Below are 25713 nucleotides of genomic sequence, written 5' to 3'. Positions count from 1 at the left end.
CGACTCTCATGACCAATGCCATCACCGTCTCGGGCGCGAACAAGCGCTACGGCGAGTTCGCCGCACTCGACAACGTCGACTTCGTGGTGCCCGCGGGGTCGCTGACCGCGTTGCTGGGCCCCAGCGGGTCGGGCAAGTCCACCCTGCTGCGCGCGATCGCTGGGCTGGACCAGCCCGACACCGGGACGATCACGATCAACGGCCGTGACGTCACGAATGTGCCCCCGCAGCGCCGCGGCATCGGCTTCGTCTTCCAGCACTACGCCGCGTTCAAGCATCTGACCGTGCGGGACAACGTCGCCTTCGGTCTCAAGATCCGCAAGAAGCCCAAAGCGGAGGTGAAAGCCAAGGTCGACGACCTGCTTGAGGTCGTCGGGTTGGCCGGCTTCCAAACCCGATATCCCAACCAGCTTTCCGGCGGTCAGCGCCAGCGGATGGCACTGGCCCGTGCCCTGGCCGTCGATCCGGAAGTGCTGCTGCTCGACGAGCCGTTCGGCGCCCTGGATGCCAAGGTGCGCGACGACCTGCGGGCCTGGTTGCGCCGGCTGCACGACGAGGTGCACGTCACCACGGTGCTCGTCACCCACGACCAGGCCGAGGCGCTGGACGTCGCCGACCGGATCGCCGTGCTCAACAAGGGCCGCATCGAACAGATCGGTTCACCCACCGACGTCTACGACAGCCCGGCCAACGCGTTCGTGATGTCATTCCTCGGCACCGTGAGCTCGCTCAATGGAATCCTGGTGCGGCCACACGATATTCGCGTCGGACGAAATCCCGAGATGGCAATCGCCGCCGGCGACGGCACCGCGGAATCCACCGGGGTCACCCGTGCCACCATCGACCGGGTGGTGTATCTGGGATTCGAGGTCCGCGTGGAATTGACCAGTGCCACCAACGGCGCGCCGTTCACCGCCCAGATCACCCGCGGCGACGCCGAGGCGCTCGGTCTGAAAGAGGGTGACACCGTGTATGTGCGGGCCACTCGGGTACCGCCGATCGCCGGTGAAGTGCAGGTCGCCGCGGGCTAAGCGGCCGCGATCCGTTCGGCCAGCGCCGCATCGAAGCGGTCCAGCACGGTCTCGGCCACCTGACGGTGCGCACCCAGTGGTGCCGACATCGGGATGCCTTGTTCCGCTGCGAAGTTCGCGACCCGGTCGGTGATCCGGCCGTGGGCGAGGAACCACGGCGCAATCACCGGACGGGTGGCCCCGCGGCGGCGCAGTTCCTCGGCGGCCTCGGCCAACGTGGGCTGCTGGCCGGTGGCGAACGCGGTCGTCGCCGTCCACCGCGTGGTCAGCGTCAACTCACGCGCCACCGTCGCAGTGCGGGCGTTGGCGGCGGGCCGCGACGATCCGACCGCCGTCACGATGACCCCGATGCGGGGATCCAGCCGCGACACTCCGGCGTGCTCCAGGCGCTGCCGCAGCACGTGGATCAGCCGGTCGTCCTCACCGAGTACCTCGGCCTGGACGACGTCGACGCCCGCGGCGGCGATCATCTGCGGGATGTCGACCCGGGCGTGATAGGCGTCGGCCAGCAGCAGGGGCACGACGATCCCGGGCTGGTCGCGCAGCGCGATCAGTTCGTCACGCAGATTCGGGGTGTTCTGTTCGCAGAAGGCGACCCGGGCATCCAGCCCGGGACGCAGCCGGCGAATCGTCGCCGCCACCGAGCGTGCCGTGTCCGCCGAACGGGGATCGGCACTGCCATGCGCGGTGAGGATCAGCCTCACGAAACGTGGAGCCCGCATTCGGTTTTGGACAGGCCCTGCCAGCGGCCGCTGCGCGGATCGGCGCCGGCAACGGGCTTGGCCGTGCACGGTGCGCAACCGATCGACGGATAGCCTTCCTCGACAAGTGGATTCACCAGCACGCCATTGGCCTGGATGTAGGCGTCGATCTCCTCGTCGGTCCAGGCGGCGATCGGATTGATCTTCACCAGTTTGAACGCCTCGTCGAAGCTGATCAGCGGCGCGTTGGCACGGGTGGGGGCCTCGACTCGGCGGATACCGGTGACCCAGGCCGAATATCCCTGCAGCGCCTTGCGCAACGGGACCACCTTGCGCAGCCGGCAGCATTCGGTCGCATCGCTGGCGAACAGATCCTTGCCCAGCAGCTGATCCTGTTCGGCCACGGTGTGTTCGGGCGTGACGTTGACGACGTGGATGTCGTAGACCGCCTCGACCGCGTCACGGGTGCCGATCGTCTCGGCGAAGTGATAGCCGGTATCCAGGAACAGGACGTCGACGCCTGGGCGCACCTTCGATGCCAGGTCGATCAACACCGCGTCCTGCATGTTGGAGGCCACCACGTAGTCGCCGGCGAAGTGCTTGTCCGTCCAGGCCAGCAGCTCGGCCGCGCCGGCACCGTCCAGTTCGGCTGCGCCGCGCGCCGCCAGCTCCCGCAGCTCGGCCTCGGTCACTCGATCCACCCCAATGCTCATCTTGTCTCTCCGCTCTTCGCGCGAGCGCTCATCGCAATTCATCCTCTTCAGCCCGGACGACCCACTGGGCGAAACGCTCTCCGTCGTTTCTTTGTTTCACGAAGTTGCGGACCACCCGCTCGATGTAGTCACCGAGCTCGGTGGAGAGCACCTTGTGCTGGCGCAGTTTGCGGCCGAAACCGCTGTCGAGGCCCAGGCTGCCGCCCAAGTGCACCTGGAACCCTTCCTCGGGGCCGTTACCGTCGTCGATCATCTGGCCCTTGAAGCCGATATCGGCGATCTGGATGCGCGCGCACGAGTTGGGGCAGCCGTTGATGTTGACCGTCACCGGGACGTCGAGTTCGGAGTTGATGTCCTCGAGCCGCTTCTCCAGATCGGGCACCAGGCTCTGAGCGCGCACCCGGGTCTCGGCGAAGCTGAGTTTGCAGAACTCGATTCCGGTGCACGCCATCAGGTTTCGGCGCCAGTGCGACGGCGTTGACGGCAGGCCCAGGGCGTCGAGCCCACTGCGAAGCTCGTCAAGTTTGTCATCGGCCACGTCCAGGACGATCAGCTTCTGATATGGCGTGAACCGAACCCGATTGGAGCCCGCGGCTTCAGCCAGATCGGCGACCTTCGTCAAGATCGTGCCCGACACGCGTCCCGCGATCGGTGCCACCCCGACCGCGTTGAGCCCGTTCTTGAGCCGCTGCACACCGACGTGGTCGATCGGGCGAACGACCGGTTCGGGCGCCGGGCCGTCGAGCAAGGGCCGCTTGAGGTACTCGGTCTCGAGAACTTCCCTGAATTTTTCGACGCCCCAGTCTTTGATCAGGAACTTCAGCCGGGCCTTGGCGCGCAGTCGCCGGTAGCCGTAGTCGCGGAACACGCTGACCACGCCCTCCCACACGTCCGGGACCTCGTCGAGCGGCACCCAGGCGCCGACCCGCTGGCCCAGCATCGGGTTGGTCGACAGTCCGCCGCCGACCCACAGGTCGAAGCCGGGGCCGTGCTCGGGATGGTTGACCCCGATGAACGCCACGTCGTTGACCTCGTGCACCACGTCTTGCAGGCCGCTGATCGCGGTCTTGAACTTGCGCGGCAGGTTCGAGTACTCCGGCTTGCCGATGTAGCGGCGGACGATCTCCTCGATCGCCGGCGTGGCGTCGATGACCTCGTCGAGCGACTCACCGGCCAGGGGGGAGCCCAGGACGACACGCGGGCAGTCACCGCACGCCTCGGTGGTCTGCAAACCCACCTCGTCGAGCCGGCGCCAGATCTCCGGCATGTCCTCGACCCGAATCCAGTGGTACTGCACGTTCTCCCGGTCGCTGATGTCGGCGGTGTCGCGGGCAAACTCCGTGGAGATCCCGCCCAGCGTGCGCAGTGCCGCGGTGGTCAGGGCGCCGCCGTCGCTGCGCACCCGCAGCATGAAGAACTCGTCTTCGAGCATGTCGGTGTTCTCGTCACCGGTCCACGTGCCGTCATAACCCGGTTTGCGCTGGGTGTAGAGGCCCCACCAGCGCATCCGGCCGCGAAGATCGGTCTTGTCGATGCTCTCGAAGCCCTGCTTGGCGTAGATGGTTTCGATGCGGGCGCGCACGTTGAGCGCGTCGTCTTCCTTCTTGAACTGCTCATTGGGGTTGAGCGGCTCGCGCTCGCCCAGGGCCCATTGACCCTCGCTGCGCGTCTTGGGAGCGGCCTTGGCCGGCTGACTCATGAAATGTGCTCCTCGTGTCAAGGAGCTGACGTTCGAATCGCGCGAATCCACCGGTGAGCTGGACCGGCTGCGCAGATCCGGCGGCCAGCTGAAGTACAGGTGGGGGGCGGGTCTACGGCGTCAAGCCAGACAACAACACGTACAGACGCGCTTGAAATCGACATGCCGCCGAGCCACCAGCGCCACACGGCGCAGAGTCTGGGGGGCGGTCATGCGGGCCATTCTGCCACGAACACCGGCGATAGCTCTAACCGGGCCAGATTTTGGCTCGCCGTGAGCAAAACCCGGTTCTGGGACACTGAACGGATGTCGGTCCGTCCCGCCTCGGCCGCCCTGCCGCACCTGAGCCTGGCTCCCGGCACGGCGTTCGGCCTGTACGTCCACGTGCCGTTCTGTGCCACCCGCTGCGGATACTGCGACTTCAACACCTACACCGCGGCCGAGCTCGGGGGTGCGTCACCGCAGGGCTGGCTGACCGCGCTGCGGACCGAACTGCACCTTGCCGCCGACCTGCTGGGCGCGCCCGCGGTCGACACGGTCTTCGTCGGGGGCGGGACACCGTCGCTGCTCGGCGCGTCCGGACTGACCGAGGTGCTCGACGCCGTCCGGGACAGCTTCGCGCTGGCCGCTGATGCGGAGGTGACCACCGAGGCCAATCCCGAGTCGACCTCGGGGGAGTTCTTCGCCCGGATCCGGGCCGCCGGCTATACCCGGGTGTCGTTGGGCATGCAGTCGATCGCCCCGGGGGTGCTGGCCGTGCTGGACCGGACCCATACGCCGGGCCGGGCCCTGCAGGCCGCCGCCGAGGCGTCGGCGGCCGGGTTCGAGCGGCTCAACCTCGACCTCATCTACGGCACCCCGGGCGAATCCGACGACGATCTGCTGCGGTCGGTCGACGCCGCGTTGGCCGCCGGGGTCGACCACGTCTCGGCCTACGCACTGGTGGTCGAGGACGGCACTGCGCTGGCCCGCCGGGTGCGTCGCGGTGAGGTCGCCCCGCCCGACGACGACGTGCTGGCCCATCGCTACGAACTGCTCGACGAGCGGCTCTCGGCAGCCGGGCTGACGTGGTACGAGGTGTCCAACTGGAGTCGGCCGGGCGCCGAGTGCCGGCACAACGTCGGCTATTGGAATGGTGGACAGTGGTGGGGTGCGGGCCCGGGAGCCCACGGTTTCGTCGGAGATACCCGGTGGTGGAATGTCAAGCACCCCAGCGCCTATGCCGAGCTCCTGGCCGACGGGCAGGTGCCGGTCGCCGACTTCGAACGCCTTGACGCGCGCGCCCGCCACGTCGAGAACGTTCTGCTGCAGATCCGGTTGCGCAGCGGGCTGCCGGCTGCGGCCCTCACCGATTCCGAACTGTGGCGTGCCGAGGCGGCGGTGGCCCGGGGACTGCTGAGCCGCTCGGGCGATCGGTTGGTGCTGACCGGGCGTGGCCGGTTGCTGGCCGATGCCGTCGTCCGCGACCTGCTCGACGACTGAGTGAGGCCCGACATGCAGCAAGGCCGCGGGGGAGCCTGCGTGGCAGGCACTTCCCGCGGCCTTGCTCGGTAGGCCGGCCGTTAACCGATCGCCCAGAGCGGGACTCCGTTGAATCCCCATGCCTGCTGGGGCGAGGTGATCGGCGGCGTGGCGTGGATGTAGGAGTGGCCCTGCCGCTGGCACATGGTCGCCGCGCCCTTGTTCTGGCAGTCGGCCGGGTTGGGGGCGGCAGCGGCGGTGGGCGCAACGGCGAAGGCGAGCGCCGCGGCACCGGCCGCGATGACAGGGGCTAGGTAGCGAAACTTGACGGTCATTGATATTCCTTTCCTATTTCGGGAGAGAAACCATTGGGGGAGTGCAGGTTTCGTGACGTCTGCCCGATGACTCCACGATATGCGACGGGGCGCTGCGGGTCACGATATTCATATGTCAGTCAAATATGTTCTTGGCCAGACTGTTTCGGTCATCGAATCGCAATGCCGTTGGTCTGCAACGAGGCCGACGCCGTCGGATCGACGTGCAACACCTGAGCGCTGGCGATGTCGTAGAACAGGCCGAAGACTTTCAGCCTGCCGCGTTCGTGCAGATCGTGGACCAACGGGTGGTGCGCCAGGGTGTCGACCTGGACCGCGACGCTGACCATGCTCAGCTGGTCCACGGTGTTGAACCCCCGCTGGGCAGCCGATGTCGCGATGGGGTGACGGCCTTCGTCGAAGACGTCGACCGCGGGCTGGGCATAGCGCAGCCACGACCGCAGATGTTCCTCCCCTGGCACCCGCTCGGCGCCGACGCCCTGCTCGCGCAGGGCGGCATGCATTGCGCCGCAGGCGGAATGGCCGCACACCACGATCGAGGACACCTTCAGCCGGCCCACCGCGTACGCGATGGCTGCCTCCACTGAGTAGTCAAGCTGGTCGGGCGGAACGAGATTGCCGACGTTGCGGACCGTGAACAGGTCGCCGGGGCCGCTGCTGGTGATCGCGTTGGGCACGATGCGCGCGTCGGTGCAGGTGATGAACAACGTCTCCGCCTGCTGCACGTCGGCGAGTTTCGCCATCTGCGGCCGGATCTGGGGTGCCGTCCTGCGGTGGTACACCTCCAGGCCGTCGAGAACCGCCTGCGGCGGGGTGTCGCGCCGTTCATGGCCGTTCTTGGTCAGCGGGTCCTGCCAGGAACTCCAGGGCACGACCCCGAGTCGCTTGTCGACGAGGGTGAACGCGCGCTGCGGCGGGCCGGCGAGAGCGCTGCGCAATTCGACGGCGCCCACCTCCTGCACCAGGACGCTGCCGCCCGACGCCTCATGCTGGCGCCGCCAGTCCTCGATCACCTGGTGTGCGGCGTGGTCGATGAAATCCACCGACACCTCGAGTGTGACGCGGGTCCGGGGCGGCACCGACGCCAGGGTTTTGTGCAGTGCGGGCAGGGACAGGAACGTGCAGGACCCCTCCACCGCGACCCGCCATTCCTTGTCATCGGCATCGGTGGTGGCGCCGTTCTCGTCGGTGTGCTCGGCCGGTTCGGCGTGAATCCGGGCCCGCGCCACCCGCCACACGGTCAGCACGATCGCCAGCGCCAGCCCCAGCAGCACACCTTGGAGCAGGTTGAGGAACACCACGCCGGTGATCGTCGTCACGTAGACGGCGATGTCGCCGGTCCGGCGGGCCGTCTTGATGTGGGTCAGTTTGACCAGCTGGATTCCGATGACGATGAGCAACCCGGCCAGCGCCGCGGTCGGGATCTGCTGGGCCAGCCCGGCGAACGGCAGCGCGAACACCAGCACCCACACGCCGTGCAGGATGGACGAGGCGCGGGTCTTGGCTCCCGCGGTCACGTTCGCCGAACTGCGCACGATCACACCGGTGATCGGCAGGCCGCCGACCGCACCCGACACCATGTTGGCGGCACCCTGGCCGACGAGCTCACGGTCCAGATTCGAGCGCGGGCCGTCCTGCATGCGGTCCACCGCGACCGCGGTGAGCAGGCTTTCGACACTGGCGATCAGGGCGACGGTGAGCACCCCGGTGGCGAACGCGCCCCAGTTGCCCTCCGGCAAGCCAGGGGGCTGCAGCGCGTCGAGCAGGGAACCGTCGAGCTGGATGCGCGGGACGTCGAGCGCGAACAGCACCGATACCGAGGTCGCGACGACGATGGCGACCAGGGGGCCTGGCACTTTGCGGACCGCCGCAGGCGCCCAGCGCCACGCCAGCAGAATGCCGATCACCAGCAGTCCGATCGACAACCCGGCGGTGTCGGCGGCGAACAGCTGCGCGGGCAGTTCGACGACGTTGCGCCACGCGGAGCTCTCCGACGTGCCGCCGAGCAGGACGTGCACCTGCTGCAGGGCGATCGTGACACCGATGCCGGCCAGCATCGCGTGCACCACCATCGGCGAGATCGCCAGCGCCGCGCGGCCCACCCGGCTCAGGCCCAGCAGTACCTGCACCAGGCCGGCGCAGACGGTGATCGCGCAGGTCACCGCCCAACCGAACTGGTTGATCAGGCCCGCCACGATGACGGTGAGGCCGGCGGCCGGGCCGCTCACCTGCAACGGGGAACCGCCGAGGAATCCGGCGACCACGCCACCGACGATGGCGGCGATCAGGCCGGCCAGAACCGGCGCGTCGGAGGCGATCGCGATGCCCAACGACAGCGGTAGTGCCACCAGGAACACCACCAGCGAGGCTGGTAGGTCATGGCGCAGGAGCGTCGAGGCCCTGCTCGGGTGTTCGGCACCCGTCGTCGACTCGGTGGAACGCTGCAAGGCAAGACTCCTGTCTACGTATTCGAGACTTATTAGGACACAAACTGATTCGCTGGTCCGAGCGTCGACGTTGACGCCAATTCATAAGCGCGACAGTAGGTGTGGAGTCCGAATCAGTTCAAGGAATCCATGTTGGATCCATATGTTGCCGACGGCGTAGGCGAAGTTCCCACGGGCGGTGATCATTTGGTGACAGATGAGTATCAGATGTGTCGCGGCTAACAGCTGATCTCGAAAACTTAAGGAAGCGAACGCAATAGAAGTGTCGCTGTTCTGCGGGGCATGCTGTGAAGATATGAAACCGGTATGGGCTCAATGACAGATCGCTGTGTTTTCTACAGAATCGAAGTATGGCTACCCCGGTCACCCCCAGTCCCTCCCGTCCCCTGCGCCCGCGCCAGGCCATCCTGGGCCAGCTGCCCCGCATGTCCCGAGCCGACGGATCGCCCATCCGGGTGCTGCTCGTCGACGACGAACCGGCGCTGACCAATCTGGTCAAGATGGCGCTGCATTACGAGGGCTGGCACGTCGAGACCGCGGGGGACGGCCGGGAAGCTCTGGCGCAGTTCCGCGACTTCGAACCGGATCTGCTGGTACTGGACATCATGCTGCCCGACACCGACGGGCTGCAGATCCTGAAGATGACCCGGGAGGCGGAGGGATACACGCCCACCCTGTTCCTGACGGCACGGGATTCGGTGGTGGATCGGGTGACGGGGTTGACCGCGGGGGCCGACGACTACCTGACCAAACCGTTCAGCCTCGAGGAGCTGGTCGCCCGGTTGCGCGGCCTGTTGCGCCGGTCCAAAGCCACCACCGCCCCCGAAGACGAAGTCCTCAAGGTCGGTGACCTGGTGCTCGACGGTCCGAGTCGGGAGGTCAGCCGGGCCGGCGAGCAGATCTCCCTGACCACCACCGAGTTCGAGTTGCTGCGCTACCTGATGCGCAACCCGCGCCGGGCGGTCACCCGGGCCGAGATTCTGGACCGGGTCTGGAACTACAGCTTCGGCGGCCGGTCCAGCATCGTGGACCTCTACATCTCCTACCTGCGGCGCAAGATCGACGCCGGGCGCGACCCGATGATCCACACGGTGCGCGGCGTCGGGTACATGCTGCGGCCGCAGCAGTGAGCCTGGCGAGGACGACCTCGCGATGGTGGCGGCCGCGGTCGTTGCGCCGGCGGCTGGTGCTCTGGGTCACCACGATCGTCACGGTCGCACTGGTGGGTGTCGGTGCGGTGGCCGTGATGAGCCTGCGCGACGAAGCGGCCAGTCTGGCCAACAGTCAGGTGGCGAACTCGCTGGCGGCGTTCAGCTATTCCTACGCCAAGGCCAAACGCAACCAGGCCGAACCGCCGTTGGCCGAGGACACCTCGCACGGGGACATGATCGACTTCCCGGGGCAGGCCCCGGGAACGGTCATCGCGATGCTGCGCGACGGCAAGGCCGTCTACGGCACCGTGTTCACCGACGGCGAACCGGTGCCGGTTCCAGCGGACGTCATGCGCGGACTGGAGGCCATCGACTGGCGAGAGGGTGACCCGCAGACGGTCGATTTGGGCGACCTCGGCTCACACCGGGTCGGCCACCGTGACTTCGCCGGCGGCGAACGGCTGATCTCCGCCGTCTCACTGGTCCAGGCGCACAAGACGGTCACCGGCAGGGTGCTCACCGTGGCGGGGCTCGTGGTACTGGCGCTGCTGGCGACCGCATTGGGCACCGTCGTGGCGGTGAACTACGCGCTCAAACCGCTTCGCCGGGTGGCCGCGGTGGCGGGGCAGGTCGGGGCGATGCCGTTGGACGCCACCGACTATCGCATCACCGCCAGGGTGGGGGAGGCCGACACCGACCCGGAAAGCGAGGTCGGCGTCGTCGGGCTCACGCTGAATCGTCTGCTGGCCAATGTCGACTCCGCGCTCACCGAGATCGCGGAGTCGGATCGGCGCACCCGGCAGTTCCTCACCGATGCCAGCCACGAACTGCGCACTCCGCTGGCGGCGATTCTCGGCTACGCCGAACTGACCCGCCAGGACAGCGACGTGCTCCCGCCGACCACCGAGTACGCGCTGGCGCGCATCGAGGCCGAGTCGCGGCGGATGACCTCGCTGGTCGCCGACCTGCTGCTGCTGTCCCGGCTCGACGAGGGCCTGGATCTCGAACTCGAGGAGCTGGATCTGTGTGACGTGGCGGCCGACGCCGTCAACGACGCCTCGGTGTCCGCGCCCGGCCACCATTTCGTCACCGAGCTCCCCGAACAGGCGGTGTGGGTGCGCGGCGACCGGGCCCGGCTCCATCAGCTGTTGAGCAACCTGCTGGGCAACGCCCGCGTCCACACGCCGCCCGGCGTCACGGTCACCACGACGCTGCGAACCCGCACCGAGAGCACCGGGAACGTCGTCGAACTGGCCGTCAGCGACGACGGGCCGGGAATCCCCGCCGAGATCATGCCCAATCTGTTCGGCCGGTTCGTCCGCGCCGACAAGGCGCGCTCGCGCGAACTCGGCTGCAGCGGGTTGGGGCTGGCGATCGTGGCGTCCATCGTCGAGGCCCACAAGGGCGTCGTCCATGCGCAATCGCAGCCGGGCAGAACCCTTTTCACGGTGCGCCTGCCGGCACTCTAGCTCGGGTACTCCCCGGAAGAGCCGCCGTCCATGTCGTAGACCCGCGCATGCAGCACGGTGCGGTTACGCAGCGCCGCCCGCACCGCACGGTGCAGGCCGTCCTCGAGGTAGACCACGCCGCGCCACCTGACCGCGTGCGGAAACAGGTCGCCGTAGAAGGTGGAGTCCTCGGACAACAGCCGGTCCAGCGCGAGGACGGTCGTGGTGGTGACCAGCTCGTCGAGGCGGATCTGTCGCGGCGGGATCTGCGACCAGTCGCGGTAGGTCAGCCCGTGCTCGGGATAGGGCTTACCCTCCCGAACGCCCTTGAAGATCATCGGGCCGGAGCCCCGAGCGCAGCCCCCCGACTCCGCATCACCATTCGGCAAGGCTAGTCGGTGGCGCCCGGTCCGTGCGCGCTGGGCGAACTTCGGTGCCCGGCGCGCGGTGGCACTCGCGACGCGTGGGTGCTAATTGTGCTGTTGCTGTCCGTAAAATGGGGACGACTGGGAGGTGAAACAGATGGGAACTGCCGACGACCGGCGTTTCGAAGTGCTCCGCGCCATCGTCGCCGACTTCGTCGCGACCAAGGAGCCGATCGGATCCAAGGCCCTTGTCGACCGGCACAACCTCGGCGTATCGAGCGCCACCGTGCGCAATGACATGGCGGTGCTCGAGGCCGAGGGGTACATCACCCAACCGCACACCAGCTCGGGCCGGGTGCCCACCGAGAAGGGCTACCGGGAGTTCGTCAACCGCATCGACGACGTCAAGCCGCTGTCGGGCTCCGAGCGCCGGGCGATCCTGCAGTTCCTCGAGTCCGGCGTCGACCTGGACGACGTGCTGCGCCGCGCCGTCAAGCTGCTGGCTCAGCTGACCCGTCAGGTGGCCATCGTCCAATACCCGACCCTGTCCACCTCGACCGTGCGCCACCTCGAGATCGTCGCGCTCACCCCGGCCCGTCTGCTGATGGTCGTCATCACCGATTCCGGCCGGGTCGACCAGCGCATCGTCGAACTGGGCGACACCATCGACGACCACCAGCTGTCCCAGTTGCGCGAGCTGCTCGGGCAGGCGCTGGAGGGCAAGCGGCTCGCGGCCGCCTCGGTGGCGGTGGCCGACCTGGCCGCCCGGCTGGACGGTTCCGGCGGATTGGGTGACGCGGTCGGCCGGTCGGCGACGGTGCTGCTCGAGTCACTGGTCGAGCACAACGAGGAACGCCTGTTGATGGGCGGCACCGCGAACCTCACCCGCAACACCGCCGACTTCGGTGGCTCGCTGCGCTCGATCCTGGAAGCCCTCGAAGAACAGGTGGTGGTGCTTCGCCTGCTGGCCGCCCAGGAGGAAGCGGGTAAGGTCACGGTGCGCATCGGCCATGAGACCGAGGCCGAGCAGATGGCCGGTACGTCGGTGGTGACCACGACCTATGGCAGCTCGGGCACCGTCTACGGCGGCATGGGTGTTTTGGGTCCGACGAGAATGGATTACCCGGGAACTATTGCCAATGTCGCGGCGGTTGCCATGTACATCGGCGATGTCCTAGGACACCGAGCCGGGTAGCCGGCGACATTAGACACCGAGCCGGATAGCCGGCGGAATTTCGAAAGGTCAAGTGTGGCACGGGACTACTACGGCCTGCTCGGGGTGAGCAAGGGCGCCAGCGATCAGGAGATCAAGCGCGCCTATCGCAAGCTGGCCCGCGAACTCCATCCCGACGTCAACCCCGACGAGGAGGCCCAGCACCGCTTCAAGGAGATCAGCGCCGCCTACGAGGTGCTGTCGGATCCGGAGAAGCGACGCATCGTCGACCTCGGCGGCGACCCGCTGGAAGGCGCGGGCGGGGCCGCCAACGGGTTTGGCGGGTTCGGCGGGCTGGGTGACGTGTTCGAGGCCTTCTTCGGCGGCGGCGGATCGCGCGGCCCGATCGGCCGGGTGCGCCCGGGGTCGGACTCGCTGCTGCGGATGCGGCTCGACCTGGCCGAGTGCGCGACCGGCGTCACCAAACAGGTCACCGTCGACACCGCCGTGCTGTGCGACGTGTGCCAGGGCAAGGGCACCCACGGCAACTCGGCCCCGGTTGCCTGCGACACGTGCGGAGGCCGCGGCGAGGTGCAGACCGTGCAGCGCTCGCTGCTCGGTCAGGTGATGACCTCGCGTCCGTGCCCGACCTGTCGCGGCGTCGGCGAGGTGATCCCCGACCCGTGCCACCGGTGCGCCGGCGACGGTCGCGTGCGGGCCCGCCGCGAGATCAGTGTGAAGATCCCTGCGGGTGTCGGCGACGGGATGCGGGTTCGGCTGGCCGCGCAGGGGGAGGTCGGTCCGGGTGGCGGTCCGGCGGGCGATCTGTACGTCGAGGTCCACGAGCAGCAGCACGACATCTTCGTCCGGGACGGCGACGATCTGCACTGCACCGTCTCGGTGCCGATGGTCGACGCGGCGCTCGGCACCACCGTGACCGTCGACGCCATCCTCGACGGGCTCACCGAGATCACCGTGGCGCCCGGCACCCAGCCCGGCTCTGTGGTGACTTTGCGCGGGCATGGGATGCCGCACCTACGCTCGGGTGTTCGCGGCAACCTGCACGCGCACATCGAGGTGACCGTGCCCGGCAAGCTCGACGCGCGGGCCAAGGAACTGCTCGCCGAATTCAAGACGCGCAGCCATGCTGAACCCGAGGTCAAGTCCACGCATGCCGCGACCGCCGGCTCCGGCGGCCTGTTCAACCGGCTGCGCGAAACGTTCAGCGGCCGTTAGGCGTTGGCCGACACCCTGTTCTACGCCGACGCCATCCCGGCGGTCGGGCAGTGCGCTGTCGTCGGGGGCGACGAAGGCTTTCATGCGGCCACGGTGCGGCGTATCCGTCCGGGCGAGACGCTGGTGCTCTCCGACGGCGCAGGCACCCTGGCGCGCTGCGAGGTCGAGGAGACCGGCAAGCGCGGGTTCTCTGCCCGGGTGCTGGAATGCACGACGGTGCCGCGGCCCACGCCGGCCGTGACCGTCGCGCAGGGCATCCCCAAGTCCGAGCGTTCGGAGCTCGCGGTCGAATTGGCCACCGAGGCCGGCGCCGACCACTTCGTCGCGTGGCAGGCCGATCGCTGTGTGGCGCGCTGGGACGGCGAACGGGCCGAGAAGGGATTGCGGCGCTGGCGCGCAGTGGCACGCTCAGCCGCCCGCCAGTCGCGACGGGCCTATATCCCGGACATCGCCGGTCCGGTGTCGACCTCCGCTCTGGTGACGCGGGTCGCCGAATACGCCGGCACCGGCGGGATCGTGCTCGCTCTGCATGAATCCGCCGACCGGCCGTTGGCGCAATTGCCGCTGGCGCAGGCGGATTCGATCATGCTGATCGTGGGCCCCGAGGGCGGGATCAGCGACGGTGAGCTCGACGCGCTGGTGGCGGCCGGGGCAACCGCGGTGCGGCTTGGTCCCACGGTGCTGCGCACCACGAGTGCCGCGGCGGTCGCCCTCGGTGCGCTGGGTGTGCTGACCGACCGCTGGTCGATCGGCTGACGATCAGACCGGATCGGGCCGGGCCGCCAGGCGCGCGTAGATCGACGCGGCCTCGGCGCGGTTGCTGGCGTGCAGCTTGCGCAGCACCCGCTTGACGTGCGACTTCACCGTCCCCGGGGTGATCACCAGCTCGTCGGCGATCTGCTGATTGGTCCGGCCGTCGGCCATCAACCGCAGCACCTCGGCCTCCCGGCGAGTCAGCATGTCGTGCACCCGCGACTCCACCTCGGCCAGCCGGCGGCTGGCCGGACTGCGCTCGGCCGGTTCGACCTTGCGCAGTTCCAGGTCGGCATCCTGCAACGCCTGCGCGGCCTGCTCGGCAGTCGCCAGCGCGCTGCGCACCTCGGCGTGCTGTCGGCGCATCCGTTCCATCAGCACGGTGCGCTCGAAGGCATAGCCGAACCCCTCGGCGAACGCCCACACCGTGTCGCGATCGATCTCGTCGACCGTGCGCCCGGAATAGAGCCGGTCGGCGTGCAGGAACCCGATCACCCGACCGGTCGGCATGACCGGCGCCGCGACGTAGGAATGGGTCAGCGAGAAGTCGATGATCGGACGGTTGACGCGGGGGTCGTTACGGGCGTCGCGCACGATTTCCGGTGCGTGCCTGCGGATCATCTGCGTCTCGAGCAGCATGTGGTCCAGCGGCGGCGCGACCGATTGTGCGAAGGCGACCATCTTCTCGGCGCCCTCGACATCGTCGCCGAAGTACGCCGACTCCATCACCATGCGGCCCTCGTGCACCCGGAAGAGCACCGCGCGATCGAACCCGCACGACTCGACGAGTTCGCGTGGGGCGCGGTCGACGATCTTGGCGACTTCGTCGATCCCGCGAAGTTTGGACAGCCCTTCCTGCACCCGCAGCAGTGCCAGGGTTCGGCGCCGGGCGCTGTCCTCGATCAGCTGGCGCTCCAGCAGCGACAGATCGAGCACCGCCTCCAGCGCGGCCAGTGCTGCTTCGTCGCCGAGAGCTTCGAGGGCTTCACGGACCCGGGAGGCGTGCGTGTCGACGGTGTCGGCGACGGCGCGGATCGGGTCGTCGGCGCGTTCGACGATCCCGAGCCGGCAGGCCTCGTCGTAGCGGCGGGCCACCGCGCTGGTCGGTGGTTGCTTGGAGGCCCAGCCGGGATGGTTTCCGTCGGTCAGCGCGGTCACCGGGAGGGCGTCGAGCGAGTCAGTGGTGGAGGTCACAGTGAGCCGATCGTCTCACCGCGATCGGGGCTGTAGTGGCAAAACCGCCCGGTCGGGGGCGCAACTGACCTCCATCGGGAGATCGACCGGGCCACCTACCAGCAATGAGGCTGTTCACATGACCTCGACCACCGCTTCCGCGCTCCAGTTGTTGACCACTCCGGAGGGGATCGCCAACCCGTACCCGCTCTACGAGCAACTGCGGGACTCCTCGCCGGTGGCGGGCTACCGGGACTGGCCGCCGGGCACCGTGCCAGGCGCCGACGAGCCGGTCACCGCCTGGGCGCTGTTCCGCTACGACCAGGTGTTCGCCGCGGCGCGTGACAGCGAGACGTTCTCCTCGCGCGACCCGATCCAGGAGGCGTCCTCGGCGCCGAGCCTGATGCTGGTCAACACCGACCCGCCCGCCCACACCGGCGAACGCAAACTGGTCAGCCAGGCGTTCTCGCCACGGCGGATCCGCCGGCTCGAGGGCTGGCTCGCCGAACTGGTGCCGGTGCTACTCGCCGATTTCGACGCCCGCCGCGGTGCGGGCGACCCCGACGTCATGGAATTCGCCGACGAGGTGCCCACCCGGGCGATGGTGCGGCTGCTGGGGCTTCCCGAAGGCGACCACGTCCGGTTCAAGAACTGGGCCAACGCGTTCATGCTCTCCTCGGCGATGACCCCCGAGGAGCGGATGGCCAGCAACATGGAGATGGTCACGGCGTTTACCGAACGGGTCATCGAAAAGCTTGCACAGGTTGATGATTCGCAAGATGTCGAGGATGCCGAGGATCTCATCTCGGCGCTGCTGCGGGCCGAGCTCGACGGGCGGCGGCTCACTCCTGAAGAGGTGGTGCGGTTCTGCGTGACGCTGGTGGTGGCCGGCAGCGAGACGACGACCTATCTGATCGGCAGCGTGCTGCACGCGATGGCCCGTGAGCCTGCGGTGACCGCCCGGCTGCGGGCCGACCGCTCGCTGCTGAACACGTTCATCGAGGAGGTCGCCCGGCTCACCGGCCCGCAGCGGCTGTTCCGCATCGCGACCCGCGACGTCGAGATCGACGGGGCCGCGATCAAGAAGGGGGACTGGGTGGCGCTGTTCTTCGGGTCGGCCAATCACGACCCGGCCGTCTTCGAAGACCCCGAACGACTGGACCTGGACCGTCCCAACATCCGTCAGCATCTGGCCTTCGGCCACGGGCTGCATTTCTGCCTGGGCGCGCCGCTGGCCCGGCTGGAGGTGTTCGCGGTGGTCAACGCGGTGCTGGACCGGTACTCGGTGATCGGGCTGTCCGAGGAGCCCGGCGTGCGCCAGACCGCCAGCCTGCTCACCCACGGCTTCGTCCGGCTGCCGCTGCAGCTGGCCCGATGACCGCCACCGAGAGCGGCAACATCGCCGCGACCAAGGCGATCTACGCCGCCGTCCCGGCCGGCGACCTCCAGACCGCGCTGAGCCATATGGATCCCGACGTCCGGATCACCTACTACGGCAGTGATGCGATCCCGTATGCCGGGGATTACCGCGGGATACAGGCGGCGGTCGAGTTCTTCACCATCGTCGGCAGCCACATCCAGATCACGGCGATGGAACCGTGGCTGTTCATCGGCGACGGCGACAACCTGGCGGTCTGGGGGCACCAGACGTTTCTGCGGCCGGCCACCGGACACACCTGGGAATCGGAGTTCGCACACATCATCACGCTGCGAAACGGCAAGTGGCTGCACTTTCGCGACTTCATGAACTCGGCGCTGACCCATGACGCGTTCACCCGGAGTGCGGATTAACGGGTGGGAGGCGCGCCCGGCGGGCGGTAAACTGGGCTAACAGATCTGACCGAGAACCCAGGAAGCAGGCTTCGAAGACCACGTGACGCCCCGCGAGACGACCGCTGCTCGCCCTGATGACAGCCAGGTGCGCAGCAGCATGACTGTTCCGCCCGACCTCGTCGTGGGCCTGCTGGGTTCCGCCGACGAGAACCTGCGCGCACTCGAACGCGGCCTCTCCGCCGACCTGCACGTCCGGGGAAACACTGTCACCCTGTCCGGTGACGCGGCCGATGTCGCCATGGCCGAACGGGTGCTCTCCGAACTCATCGCGATCGTGGCCGGCGGCCAGACCCTGTCGCCGGACGCGGTGCGCCGCAGCATCGGCATGGTCGCCGGTGCGGACAACGAGTCCCCGGCCGAGGTGCTGACGCTGGACATCCTGTCCCGGCGCGGCAAGACGATTCGGCCCAAGACGCTCAACCAGAAGCGCTATGTCGACGCCATCGACGCGCACACCATCGTGTTCGGCATCGGTCCGGCGGGCACCGGCAAGACCTACCTGGCCATGGCCAAGGCGGTCAACGCGTTGCAGACCAAACAGGTCACCCGGATCATCCTCACCCGCCCCGCGGTGGAAGCCGGTGAGCGCCTTGGTTTCCTGCCCGGCACGCTGACCGAGAAGATCGATCCCTACCTGCGGCCGTTGTACGACGCCCTGCACGACATGATGGATCCAGCGGCCATTCCCAACCTGTTGAGCTCCGGGGTGATCGAGGTCGCGCCGCTGGCCTTCATGCGCGGCCGCTCGCTCAACGATGCGTTCATCATTCTCGACGAGGCACAGAACACCACCGCCGAGCAGATGAAGATGTTCCTCACCCGGCTCGGGTTCGGCTCCAAGATCGTCGTCACCGGTGACGCCACCCAGGTCGACTTGCCCGGCGGCGCGCGCTCGGGTCTGCGCGCGGCGATGGACATCCTCGACGGGATCGACGACATCCACTTCGCCGAGCTGACCAGCGCCGACGTGGTGCGCCACCGGCTGGTGTCGGAGATCGTCGACGCCTATGCCAAGGCCGAGCAGCCGGCGCTGATGAACCGCTCCCAACGCCGCTCGACGCGGCGCTAGGAGAGTGCCGACATGACCATCGAGGTATCCAACGAATCCGGCCTCGACGTTTCCGAAGAGGAATTGATCAGCGTCGCGCGCTTCGTGATTCGCCGGATGGACGTCAATCCGGCCGCAGAGCTGTCCATGGTGTTGCTGGACACCAACGCGATGGCCGACCTGCACATGCGGTGGATGGACCTGCCCGGGCCCACCGACGTGATGAGCTTCCCGATGGATGAGCTGGAGCCCGGCGGGCGCCCCGACGCACCCGAGCCGGGGCCGTCGATGCTCGGTGACATCGTGCTGTGCCCCCAATTCGCCGCCGACCAGGCCAAAGCTGCCGGGCACAGCCTCGGCCAGGAGCTGGCCCTTTTGACCGTGCACGGTGTGCTGCATCTGCTGGGCTACGACCACGCCGAACCTGACGAGGAAAAGGAAATGTTCGACCTGCAACGCCGGCTGCTCGAAGAGTGGGTGGCCGAGCAGGTCGAGGCTTACCACCAGGATCGGCAGTTCGAGAAGGATCGTCGGCTGCTGGACAAGTCGCGATACTTCGACGAGTCGTGACCGGGTGGAGTGCGCTGCTCGGCGCGATCGCACTGATTGCGCTGGGCGGACTGTTCGCCGCCATCGACGCCGCGATCAGCACGGTATCGATCGCGCGGGTCGAGGAACTGGTCCGCGACGAGCGGCCCGGTGCGCTGCGGCTGGCCCGAATCATGGCGGAGCGGCCGCGCTACATCAATCTTGTTGTGCTGCTGCGGATCGCGTGCGAGGCGGCGGCGACGGTGCTGCTGGTCGCGTTCTTGTGGGATGACCTCGGCCTGACCTGGGGGCTGGTGGCGGCGGCCGCGATCATGACGGTGGCCAGCTTTGTGGCGATGGGGGTGGGGCCGCGCACCATCGGCAGGCAGAACGCCTACACCATCGCGCTCGCGTCAGCGGTTCCGCTGCAGGCGATCTCGGTGTTGCTGGCCCCGATCAGCCGACTGCTGATCCTGATCGGCAACGCGCTGACGCCGGGCCGCGGATTCCGCAACGGACCTTTCGCCTCCGAGATCGAGCTGCGCGAGGTGGTGGATCTGGCTCAGCAGCGCGGCGTGGTGGCCGACGACGAGCGTCGGATGATCCAGTCGGTATTCGAACTCGGCGACACCGCCGCGCGCGAGGTGATGGTGCCGCGCACCGAGATGGTGTGGATCGAAAGCGACAAGACCGCAAGCCAAGCGACCTCGTTGGCGGTGCGCAGTGGACACTCCCGCATCCCGGTGATCGGCGAGAACGTCGACGACGTCATCGGTGTGGTCTACCTCAAGGACCTCGTCCAGCGCACCTACTACTCGTCCGACAGCGGCCGGGGTACCACGGTGTCCGACATCATGCGTCCGCCGGTGTTCGTTCCCGATTCCAAGCCGCTCGACGAGCTGTTGCGCGAGATGCAGCGCGACCGTAACCACATGGCCCTGCTGGTCGACGAGTACGGTGCAATCGCCGGTCTGGTCACCATCGAGGACGTCCTCGAGGAGATCGTCGGTGAGATCGCCGACGAGTACGACACCGACGAGGTGGCGCCGGTGGAGGAACTGGGCGACAACAAGTTCCGGGTGTCAGCCCGGCTGCCGATCCAGGACGTCGGCGAGCTTTACCACATCGAGTTCGAAGAGGATCTCGACGTCGACACCGTCGGCGGACTGCTGGCCCTCGAACTCGGCAGGGTCCCGCTGCCCGGCGCCGAGGTGGTTTCGCACGGGCTGCGGCTGCAAGCCGAGGGCGGATCCGATCACCGGGGCCGGGTGCGGATCGGCACCGTGCTGGTCAGCCGCACCGAGCTGGAGAGAGGCGACGAGGATGAGTGACCCGCTGGAGGCCGAGGACGCCAAGCTGGTGGTGCTCGCGCGCGGTGCGATGGCGCGGGCGGAGACCGCCGAGGCCGCCGCGGTGCGCGACCTCGATGGGCGCACCTACGCCGGCGCTCCCGTCGGGTTGTCGGCGTTGCGGCTGACCGGCCTGCAGGCCGCCGTCGCTGCGGCGGTGTCCAGTGGGGCAACGGGTTTCGAGGCGGCCGTGCTGGTCGGCGGATCGGCCGACGACGACGGTGTCGCGGCCGTCACGGAGCTGTCGCCGGGTGCGGCGATCATCGTGACCGACCGTTCCGGGGCACCGAAGTGAGCGAGTTCCGGTCCGGCTTCGTCTGCCTGGTCGGCAGGCCCAACACCGGAAAGTCGACATTGACCAACGCGCTGGTCGGCGCCAAGGTGGCGATCACGTCCAACCGACCGCAGACCACCCGGCACACCATCCGCGGCATCGTGCACCGCCCGGAGTTCCAGATCGTGCTGGTCGACACACCCGGCCTGCACCGGCCGCGCACCCTGCTGGGCAAGCGGCTCAACGACCTGGTGCGCGACACGTATTCGGAGGTCGACGTCATCGGGCTGTGCATTCCCGCCGACGAGGCCATCGGCCCCGGCGACCGGTGGATCTACGAACAGATCCGCGAGGTTGCGCCCAGGACCACGCTGGTGGTCATCGTCACCAAGATCGACAAGGTCAGCAGGGATCGGGTGGCCGAGCAGCTGATCGCCGTGCAGGAACTCGTCGGCGACACCGCGGCCGAGATCGTGCCGGTGTCGGCCACCAGAGGCGACCAGGTCGACGTCCTGATCGACGTGCTGGCCGCTCAGCTGCCGCCCGGGCCGGCGTTCTATCCCGACGGCGAACTCACCGACGAGCCCGAAGAGGTGCTCATGGCCGAGTTGATCCGGGAGGCTGCGCTGGAAGGGGTGCGCGACGAGTTGCCGCACTCGCTGGCGGTGGTGATCGAGGAGATCGAGGAAAGGCCCGACCGCGACGACCTGATCGACGTGCACGCCGTGCTCTATGTCGAGCGGGACAGCCAGAAGGGGATCGTGATCGGCAAGGGCGGGGCCCGGCTCAAGGAGGTCGGCACCGTGGCCCGAACCCAGATCGAGAAGCTGCTCGGCACCAAGGTCTACCTCGACCTGCGGGTCAAGATCGCCAAGAACTGGCAGCGTGATCCCAAACAGCTTGGCCGGCTGGGGTTTTAACCCCTCAGAGCGTGAACCCACTCTGCTGTTCGAAGTCGGCGAGATCGAAGTAGTCGCTGAACCGGACGATCTTGCCCTCGCGCACCTCGAACACCCCGTTGACCGGCAACACGACCTCGCGGCCGTCGGTCATCGTGAAGTAGTCGATGCGTTCGACGAGCACCAGGCCCGGCTCGGCGGCGAGCGTGACGATGTCGAGCTTGGCCTCGGCGAACGCGTCCAGGAACGCGCCGAAGATCGCGCGGATTCCGGCGATGCCCTCGATCGGGGCGACGGGGACGTTGTGATAGACCGCATCGTCGGCGAACGCGCTGCAGATGACCTCGAGGTCGCGGTCCTCCCACGATCCGAGAAAGTCCCGGACCAGTTTCTCGCTTGCTTCTTTGGTGTCGACCATTGGTCAGTACTACCAACGTACTTGTGTCACCACAATTACCCGTAATGGCTATTCATGCCGGGTTTTGTGCCGTATCGCCGCTGGACATCAGTCGCCGTCAGCGGGCATCGGGGTGTTCCACCAGATCTCCGGCTGCTTGCCGGCCCAGCCGTTGATCGCCTCCAGCTCGGCGGCCAGCGAGATCAGCAGGGGTTCGCTGTTGGCCGGGCCCATCAATTGCACGCCGATCGGCAGACCGGCGGAGGTGAAGCCGGCCGGGATGTTGATCGACGGCCAGCCCAGCACGTTCCACGGGAATGTGACCGGGCAGGCCGCGATCATCGCGCGATCGGTGCCAGCGGGTCCGAGGTCGTCGAATCTGCGGGCCGGTGGCGGCGGCTGTGCAGTGGTCGGGGCCAGGACGACGTCGACCGAGCGGAAGATCTGCCCGACGCGGTGGTGCAGCATGGGCTCGCTGGCCTTGGCCCGGCGCAACATCGCTCCCGACAGCAGCCGGCCCATCCGTATGTTCGCCTCGGTTCTCGGATCGAACGCCACGTCGTCGCCGAGCCGATCGGCCCAGTCCAGCAGCCCGGCGGTGGAGCGGGGCAGAAACGTCAGCGGCAGCCGCAGCCCGTAGTTGGGATTGCCCTCCATCACGGTGTGGCCGAGCATGCCGAGCTGGTCGGCGACCGTGGTCAGCGCCGCCCGGATCTCAGGATGCAGCCGGGCCCGGAAAAAGGTGAACGGAAACCTGGTGGACAGCGCGATCTTCAGCGGCCCGGGGGCGATGCCGACGTGGTCGGAGGTCCGCACCGGCGGGGGTTTGTGCAGGTCGTCCTCGGCGTTACCCGATACGGCGTCGAGCACCAGGGCCGCGTCGGCGACCGTGCGCGCCAGCACCCCGTTGACCGTGATCCCGTTGAACGGGTCCCGCAGCGGCCAGGTCGAGATGCGGCCGCGCTGCGGCTTGATGCCGACGAGGTGAGTCCAGGCGGCCGGCACCCGCACACTGCCCGCTCCGTCTGAGCCGATGGCCGCGGCCACCAGGCCGGCCGCGACCGCCGCCGCGCTCCCGCCCGACGACCCGCCCGGGGTGTGCTTGCGCGACCAGGGATTTCGGGTATGACCGAATGCGGGTCCGCCGGTGAACGGCCACTGGCCGAGTTCACAGCAGTTCGTCTTGCCCACGATCACCGCGCCGGCCACCCGCAGCCGGCGGACGACTTCGCAGTCCTCGGTGGCCGGTGCGACGGGCCCGGCGGTGCCGAAGGAGGTCGGCACCCCGGCGATGTCCACGTCGTCCTTGACCGCGATCGGGACACCCAGCAGGGGCGCCTGGTCGCCGGCGGCCCGGCGGCGGTCGGCCTCGGCGGCGTCGGCCAGGGCGGACTCGGTGAGCACCACCCGGAACGCGTTGAGGGTGGACTGGCTGGCCGTGATCGCGCGCAGCGACCGGCGGACCAGCTCGGCGGAGGTCACCGTGCCGCTGGCCAGCTGATAGAGCTGCTCGCCGATGGTGGGAAACCGCGGCGGCCCGCTCAAAGGCGCGCGAGCTGTCATGGCGACGTCGAGACTAACGGCGCGCGTCCGCGCGTATGTCGCATTGCGGTGGGAAACTTCTCAGATGCGGTTGTATCGGGATCGGGCTGTCGTGCTGCGTCAGCACAAGCTCGGCGAGGCTGACCGCATCGTCACCCTGCTGACCCGCGACCACGGTCTGGTCCGCGCCGTCGCCAAGGGGGTGCGCCGCACCCGCAGTAAGTTCGGCTCCCGGCTGGAGCCGTTCGCACACATCGACGTCCAACTGCATCCCGGCCGCAATCTGGACATCGTCACCCAGGTGGTCTCCATCGATGCCTTCGCCACCGACATCGTCAGCGACTACGGCCGCTACACCAGCGCTTGTGCCGTCCTGGAAACCGCCGAGCGGCTCGCCGGGGAGGAGCGCGCCCCCGCCCCGGCGCTGCATCGGCTCACCGTCGGCGCCTTACGCGCGGTGGCCGACGGCACCCGCCCACGTGAGCTGGTCTTGGACGCCTACCTGCTGCGGGCGATGGGCATCGCCGGATGGGCGCCCGCGTTGGTCGAATGTGCCCGCTGTGCGGCCCCGGGCCCGCACCGGGCCTTCCACGTCGCCGCTGGTGGCAGCGTGTGTATGCACTGTCGGCCGTCCGGTTCGACGACCCCGCCGCAGGCGGTGCTCGACCTGATGTCGGCACTGCACGACGGCGACTGGGCGGCCGCGGAGGCATCGTCGCCGTCGCACCGCAGCCATGCCAGCGGTTTGGTGGCGGCGCACCTGCAGTGGCATCTGGAGCGCCAGCTGCGGACCCTGCCGTTGGTGGAGCGTGTCTACCGGCAGCCCGCCAACCACGGTAAGGAGGTGTTCAGGCAGGATGAGGCCCATGGCGATGAACCGGGTCACCAGCTCGTGGCGGGGGGCTGAACGCAAGCGGAAGGATCAATTTCCGCAGCTGCCCCCGGCGCCCGACGACTACCCGGTGTTCCCCGACACCAGCACCTGGCCGGTGGTGTTCCCCGAGCTGCCGCCGGCGGTCGGCGGAGGACCGCGCCGCCCGCCCCAGCACACCTCCAAGGCCGTGCCGCCGGCCATCCCGGCCGACCAGATGCCCAAGCACGTCGCCGTCGTGATGGACGGCAACGGGCGCTGGGCCACCCAGCGCGGGCTGAGCCGCACCGAGGGCCACAAGATGGGTGAGGCGGTCCTGATCGACATCACCTGCGGAGCCATCGAGATCGGCATCAAACATCTGACGGTCTACGCGTTCTCCACCGAGAACTGGCGGCGCAGTGCCGAAGAGGTGCGCTTCCTGATGGGGTTCAACCGCGAGGTGGTGCGCCGCCGCCGGGAGAACCTCGACATCATGGGCGTGCAGATGCGCTGGGTCGGCTCGCGGGCGCGGATGTGGCGCAGCGTCATCAAGGAATTCGACATCGCCGAGAACATGACGACGGACAACGACGTCATCACGGTGAACTACTGCGTCAACTACGGCGGCCGGGCCGAAATCGCCGAAGCCGCACGGCAAATCGCGCGCGATGCGGTCGCAGGCCGGATTGATCCCGAACGGGTCAACGAGGCCACCATCGCCGAGCATCTGCACCGGCCCGACATCCCCGACGTGGATTTGTTCATCAGGACGTCGGGGGAGCAGCGGTCGAGCAACTTCATGTTGTGGCAGGCGGCCTACGCCGAATACGTGTTCCAGGACAAGCTCTGGCCCGACTACGACCGGCGTGATCTGTGGGCGGCATGCGAGGAGTACGCCGAACGGAACCGGCGCTTCGGCCGGGCGTGATCTCGTGGGCCTGGATGCGCGCCTGGCCGAGGCGCTGACGGCGGTTCTGCCCGTCGATGTGGAGTCCGACGGCGCGCTGACCGTGCGCTATGAGGGGACCTTCGCCTCGCTGCGGACGGTCACCATTGCCGAGGACATCGAGATGGTGTCGGTCACCCAGGTGCTGGCCTGGGATCTGCCGGTCAACGCCGATCTACGCAAACGGGTTGCCGCCCAAGCACAATCCACGATGCTCGGGACGGTGACGTTCGTCGAACAACCCGGCAAGCGCGGCGATGTGATGCTGCGCTACAACTTTCCCGGCGAGGGCCTCACCGATCACGCGTTGCAGACGCTGGTGCTGATGGTGCTGGCCGGCGGGGCCGACGCCCGCCGCGCGCTGACGGGGTAGGGAGC

Annotated in this window: 26 protein-coding genes; 17 read left to right on the top strand and 9 right to left on the bottom strand. The window is 68.3% G+C overall.

What is annotated here, in order from left to right; genetic code table 11:
• The first annotated feature begins 8 nt into the window (after positions 1-8).
• Positions 9-1031 (top strand): sulfate/molybdate ABC transporter ATP-binding protein, encoded by a 1023-nt coding sequence (locus tag MSZK_RS19975; protein ID WP_099250402.1) that lies wholly within the window; start codon positions 9-11, stop codon positions 1029-1031.
• Here the strand turns inward: MSZK_RS19975 and MSZK_RS19970 are convergent.
• Genes MSZK_RS19970 through MSZK_RS19960 form a run of 3 tightly spaced genes read right to left on the bottom strand, consistent with a single transcriptional unit; the run spans position 1028 to position 4144 of the window.
• Positions 1028-1735, bottom strand: a complete 708-nt coding sequence (locus MSZK_RS19970; RefSeq protein ID WP_099250401.1) for a sirohydrochlorin chelatase — start codon at positions 1733-1735, stop codon at positions 1028-1030. The two genes, MSZK_RS19975 and MSZK_RS19970, sit on opposite strands and share 4 nt — an antisense overlap.
• Positions 1732-2445 carry a phosphoadenylyl-sulfate reductase gene (locus MSZK_RS19965; protein ID WP_099250400.1) on the bottom strand — a complete coding sequence of 238 codons (714 nt, stop codon included), beginning with the start codon at positions 2443-2445 and terminating at the stop codon, positions 1732-1734. The genes MSZK_RS19970 and MSZK_RS19965 overlap by 4 nt, the downstream gene beginning before the upstream one ends.
• 28 nt (positions 2446-2473) lie before the next feature.
• The gene (locus MSZK_RS19960) at positions 2474-4144 is read right to left on the bottom strand and encodes a nitrite/sulfite reductase (RefSeq protein ID WP_099250399.1); all 1671 of its coding nucleotides are present in this window, start codon (positions 4142-4144) and stop codon (positions 2474-2476) included.
• Positions 4145-4450: 306 nt separating this feature from the next.
• On the opposite strand from MSZK_RS19960, the gene hemW reads away from it, so the two are divergent.
• Positions 4451-5626 (top strand): radical SAM family heme chaperone HemW, encoded by a 1176-nt coding sequence (gene hemW / locus MSZK_RS19955; RefSeq protein WP_099250429.1) that lies wholly within the window; start codon positions 4451-4453, stop codon positions 5624-5626.
• Between the two features lie 80 nt (positions 5627-5706).
• Here hemW and MSZK_RS19950 read toward each other — a convergent pair whose 3' ends face one another.
• Together MSZK_RS19950 and MSZK_RS19945 are read right to left on the bottom strand one after the other, a co-directional pair.
• Entirely contained in the window at positions 5707-5940 is a 234-nt protein-coding gene (locus MSZK_RS19950) for a hypothetical protein (RefSeq protein ID WP_099250398.1), read from the bottom strand.
• A 149-nt stretch (positions 5941-6089) separates the two neighbouring features.
• A complete protein-coding gene (locus tag MSZK_RS19945) occupies positions 6090-8387 on the bottom strand; it encodes a bifunctional SulP family inorganic anion transporter/carbonic anhydrase (protein WP_099250397.1) in 2298 nt (765 codons plus the stop codon).
• A gap of 350 nt (positions 8388-8737) precedes the next feature.
• Between MSZK_RS19945 and MSZK_RS19940 the strand changes: the two genes are divergently transcribed.
• Positions 8738-9517 (top strand): response regulator transcription factor, encoded by a 780-nt coding sequence (locus MSZK_RS19940; RefSeq protein ID WP_099250396.1) that lies wholly within the window; start codon positions 8738-8740, stop codon positions 9515-9517.
• Positions 9514-11007 carry a cell wall metabolism sensor histidine kinase WalK gene (locus MSZK_RS19935; protein ID WP_233211408.1) on the top strand — a complete coding sequence of 498 codons (1494 nt, stop codon included), beginning with the start codon at positions 9514-9516 and terminating at the stop codon, positions 11005-11007. Before MSZK_RS19940 ends, MSZK_RS19935 begins: the two co-directional genes overlap by 4 nt.
• Here MSZK_RS19935 and MSZK_RS19930 read toward each other — a convergent pair.
• Positions 11004-11324: a type II toxin-antitoxin system VapB family antitoxin gene (locus MSZK_RS19930; RefSeq protein ID WP_099250395.1), complete on the bottom strand. Its 321-nt coding sequence runs from the start codon at positions 11322-11324 to the stop codon at positions 11004-11006. The genes MSZK_RS19935 and MSZK_RS19930 overlap by 4 nt on opposite strands.
• A gap of 184 nt (positions 11325-11508) precedes the next feature.
• On the opposite strand from MSZK_RS19930, the gene hrcA reads away from it, so the two are divergent.
• The 3 genes from hrcA to MSZK_RS19915 are packed head-to-tail and all read left to right on the top strand — an operon-like array spanning position 11509 to position 14496.
• Complete coding sequence (hrcA, locus tag MSZK_RS19925; RefSeq protein WP_099250394.1) at positions 11509-12546, top strand: heat-inducible transcriptional repressor HrcA; 1038 nt, start codon at positions 11509-11511, stop codon at positions 12544-12546.
• A gap of 54 nt (positions 12547-12600) precedes the next feature.
• Positions 12601-13740: a molecular chaperone DnaJ gene (gene dnaJ / locus MSZK_RS19920; protein WP_099250393.1), complete on the top strand. Its 1140-nt coding sequence runs from the start codon at positions 12601-12603 to the stop codon at positions 13738-13740.
• Between the two features lie 3 nt (positions 13741-13743).
• Positions 13744-14496: a 16S rRNA (uracil(1498)-N(3))-methyltransferase gene (locus MSZK_RS19915; protein ID WP_099250392.1), complete on the top strand. Its 753-nt coding sequence runs from the start codon at positions 13744-13746 to the stop codon at positions 14494-14496.
• 3 nt (positions 14497-14499) lie between these two features.
• Here MSZK_RS19915 and MSZK_RS19910 read toward each other — a convergent pair whose 3' ends face one another.
• Complete coding sequence (locus tag MSZK_RS19910) at positions 14500-15687, bottom strand: LuxR C-terminal-related transcriptional regulator (RefSeq protein ID WP_099250391.1); 1188 nt, start codon at positions 15685-15687, stop codon at positions 14500-14502.
• Positions 15688-15805: 118 nt separating this feature from the next.
• Here MSZK_RS19910 and MSZK_RS19905 point away from each other — a divergent pair, with 118 nt between their 5' ends.
• The 7 genes from MSZK_RS19905 (at position 15806) to era (ending at position 21618) form a co-directional block, all read left to right on the top strand.
• Complete coding sequence (locus MSZK_RS19905; RefSeq protein ID WP_099250390.1) at positions 15806-17044, top strand: cytochrome P450; 1239 nt, start codon at positions 15806-15808, stop codon at positions 17042-17044.
• The gene (locus MSZK_RS19900) at positions 17041-17457 is read left to right on the top strand and encodes a nuclear transport factor 2 family protein (RefSeq protein ID WP_099250389.1); all 417 of its coding nucleotides are present in this window, start codon (positions 17041-17043) and stop codon (positions 17455-17457) included. Before MSZK_RS19905 ends, MSZK_RS19900 begins: the two co-directional genes overlap by 4 nt.
• 82 nt (positions 17458-17539) lie before the next feature.
• Positions 17540-18568, top strand: coding sequence for a PhoH family protein (locus tag MSZK_RS19895; protein WP_371411368.1), 1029 nt, complete (start codon positions 17540-17542; stop codon positions 18566-18568).
• 12 nt (positions 18569-18580) lie between these two features.
• Entirely contained in the window at positions 18581-19117 is a 537-nt protein-coding gene (gene ybeY, locus MSZK_RS19890; protein ID WP_099250387.1) for an rRNA maturation RNase YbeY, read from the top strand.
• The gene (locus MSZK_RS19885; RefSeq protein WP_099250386.1) at positions 19114-20406 is read left to right on the top strand and encodes a hemolysin family protein; all 1293 of its coding nucleotides are present in this window, start codon (positions 19114-19116) and stop codon (positions 20404-20406) included. The genes ybeY and MSZK_RS19885 overlap by 4 nt, the downstream gene beginning before the upstream one ends.
• Positions 20399-20719, top strand: coding sequence for a cytidine deaminase (locus tag MSZK_RS19880; protein WP_099250385.1), 321 nt, complete (start codon positions 20399-20401; stop codon positions 20717-20719). The genes MSZK_RS19885 and MSZK_RS19880 overlap by 8 nt, the downstream gene beginning before the upstream one ends.
• Complete coding sequence (gene era, locus MSZK_RS19875; RefSeq protein ID WP_099250384.1) at positions 20716-21618, top strand: GTPase Era; 903 nt, start codon at positions 20716-20718, stop codon at positions 21616-21618. The genes MSZK_RS19880 and era overlap by 4 nt, the downstream gene beginning before the upstream one ends.
• A 4-nt stretch (positions 21619-21622) precedes the next feature.
• Here era and MSZK_RS19870 read toward each other — a convergent pair whose 3' ends face one another.
• Together MSZK_RS19870 and MSZK_RS19865 are read right to left on the bottom strand one after the other, a co-directional pair.
• Positions 21623-22015: a limonene-1,2-epoxide hydrolase family protein gene (locus MSZK_RS19870; protein WP_099250383.1), complete on the bottom strand. Its 393-nt coding sequence runs from the start codon at positions 22013-22015 to the stop codon at positions 21623-21625.
• 87 nt (positions 22016-22102) lie between these two features.
• Positions 22103-23557, bottom strand: coding sequence for an amidase (locus MSZK_RS19865; protein WP_099250382.1), 1455 nt, complete (start codon positions 23555-23557; stop codon positions 22103-22105).
• A gap of 64 nt (positions 23558-23621) precedes the next feature.
• On the opposite strand from MSZK_RS19865, the gene recO reads away from it, so the two are divergent.
• Genes recO through MSZK_RS19850 form a run of 3 tightly spaced genes read left to right on the top strand, consistent with a single transcriptional unit; the run spans position 23622 to position 25708 of the window.
• On the top strand, positions 23622-24443 hold the full coding sequence (gene recO / locus MSZK_RS19860; protein WP_099250381.1) for a DNA repair protein RecO: 822 nt from the start codon (positions 23622-23624) through the stop codon (positions 24441-24443).
• A complete protein-coding gene (locus MSZK_RS19855; protein ID WP_099250427.1) occupies positions 24409-25317 on the top strand; it encodes a decaprenyl diphosphate synthase in 909 nt (302 codons plus the stop codon). The genes recO and MSZK_RS19855 overlap by 35 nt, the downstream gene beginning before the upstream one ends.
• A 4-nt stretch (positions 25318-25321) precedes the next feature.
• The gene (locus MSZK_RS19850; protein WP_099250380.1) at positions 25322-25708 is read left to right on the top strand and encodes a hypothetical protein; all 387 of its coding nucleotides are present in this window, start codon (positions 25322-25324) and stop codon (positions 25706-25708) included.
• The last annotated feature ends 5 nt before the right edge of the window (positions 25709-25713 follow it).

It is taken from the genome of Mycobacterium sp. shizuoka-1, assembly GCF_002723835.1.
Taxonomy (GTDB): Bacteria; Actinomycetota; Actinomycetes; order Mycobacteriales; family Mycobacteriaceae; genus Mycobacterium.
This window is presented reverse-complemented; position numbering and strand designations above follow the sequence as displayed.

Bases quoted from the DNA above. Each gene is read 5' to 3' on its own strand.
- MSZK_RS19975 (WP_099250402.1), top strand. From the start codon at position 9: ATGACCAATGCCATCACCGTCTCGGGCGCGAACAAGCGCTACGGCGAG.
- MSZK_RS19880 (WP_099250385.1), top strand. From the start codon at position 20,399: ATGAGTGACCCGCTGGAGGCCGAGGACGCCAAGCTGGTGGTGCTCGCG.
- MSZK_RS19940 (WP_099250396.1), top strand. From the start codon at position 8,738: ATGGCTACCCCGGTCACCCCCAGTCCCTCCCGTCCCCTGCGCCCGCGC.
- MSZK_RS19870 (WP_099250383.1), bottom strand. From the start codon at position 22,015: ATGGTCGACACCAAAGAAGCAAGCGAGAAACTGGTCCGGGACTTTCTC.
- hemW (WP_099250429.1), top strand. From the start codon at position 4,451: ATGTCGGTCCGTCCCGCCTCGGCCGCCCTGCCGCACCTGAGCCTGGCT.
- hrcA (WP_099250394.1), top strand. From the start codon at position 11,509: ATGGGAACTGCCGACGACCGGCGTTTCGAAGTGCTCCGCGCCATCGTC.
- ybeY (WP_099250387.1), top strand. From the start codon at position 18,581: ATGACCATCGAGGTATCCAACGAATCCGGCCTCGACGTTTCCGAAGAG.
- recO (WP_099250381.1), top strand. From the start codon at position 23,622: ATGCGGTTGTATCGGGATCGGGCTGTCGTGCTGCGTCAGCACAAGCTC.
- MSZK_RS19865 (WP_099250382.1), bottom strand. From the start codon at position 23,557: ATGACAGCTCGCGCGCCTTTGAGCGGGCCGCCGCGGTTTCCCACCATC.
- MSZK_RS19855 (WP_099250427.1), top strand. From the start codon at position 24,409: ATGAACCGGGTCACCAGCTCGTGGCGGGGGGCTGAACGCAAGCGGAAG.
- MSZK_RS19960 (WP_099250399.1), bottom strand. From the start codon at position 4,144: ATGAGTCAGCCGGCCAAGGCCGCTCCCAAGACGCGCAGCGAGGGTCAA.
- MSZK_RS19930 (WP_099250395.1), bottom strand. From the start codon at position 11,324: ATGATCTTCAAGGGCGTTCGGGAGGGTAAGCCCTATCCCGAGCACGGG.
- MSZK_RS19965 (WP_099250400.1), bottom strand. From the start codon at position 2,445: ATGAGCATTGGGGTGGATCGAGTGACCGAGGCCGAGCTGCGGGAGCTG.
- MSZK_RS19950 (WP_099250398.1), bottom strand. From the start codon at position 5,940: ATGACCGTCAAGTTTCGCTACCTAGCCCCTGTCATCGCGGCCGGTGCC.
- MSZK_RS19900 (WP_099250389.1), top strand. From the start codon at position 17,041: ATGACCGCCACCGAGAGCGGCAACATCGCCGCGACCAAGGCGATCTAC.
- MSZK_RS19905 (WP_099250390.1), top strand. From the start codon at position 15,806: ATGACCTCGACCACCGCTTCCGCGCTCCAGTTGTTGACCACTCCGGAG.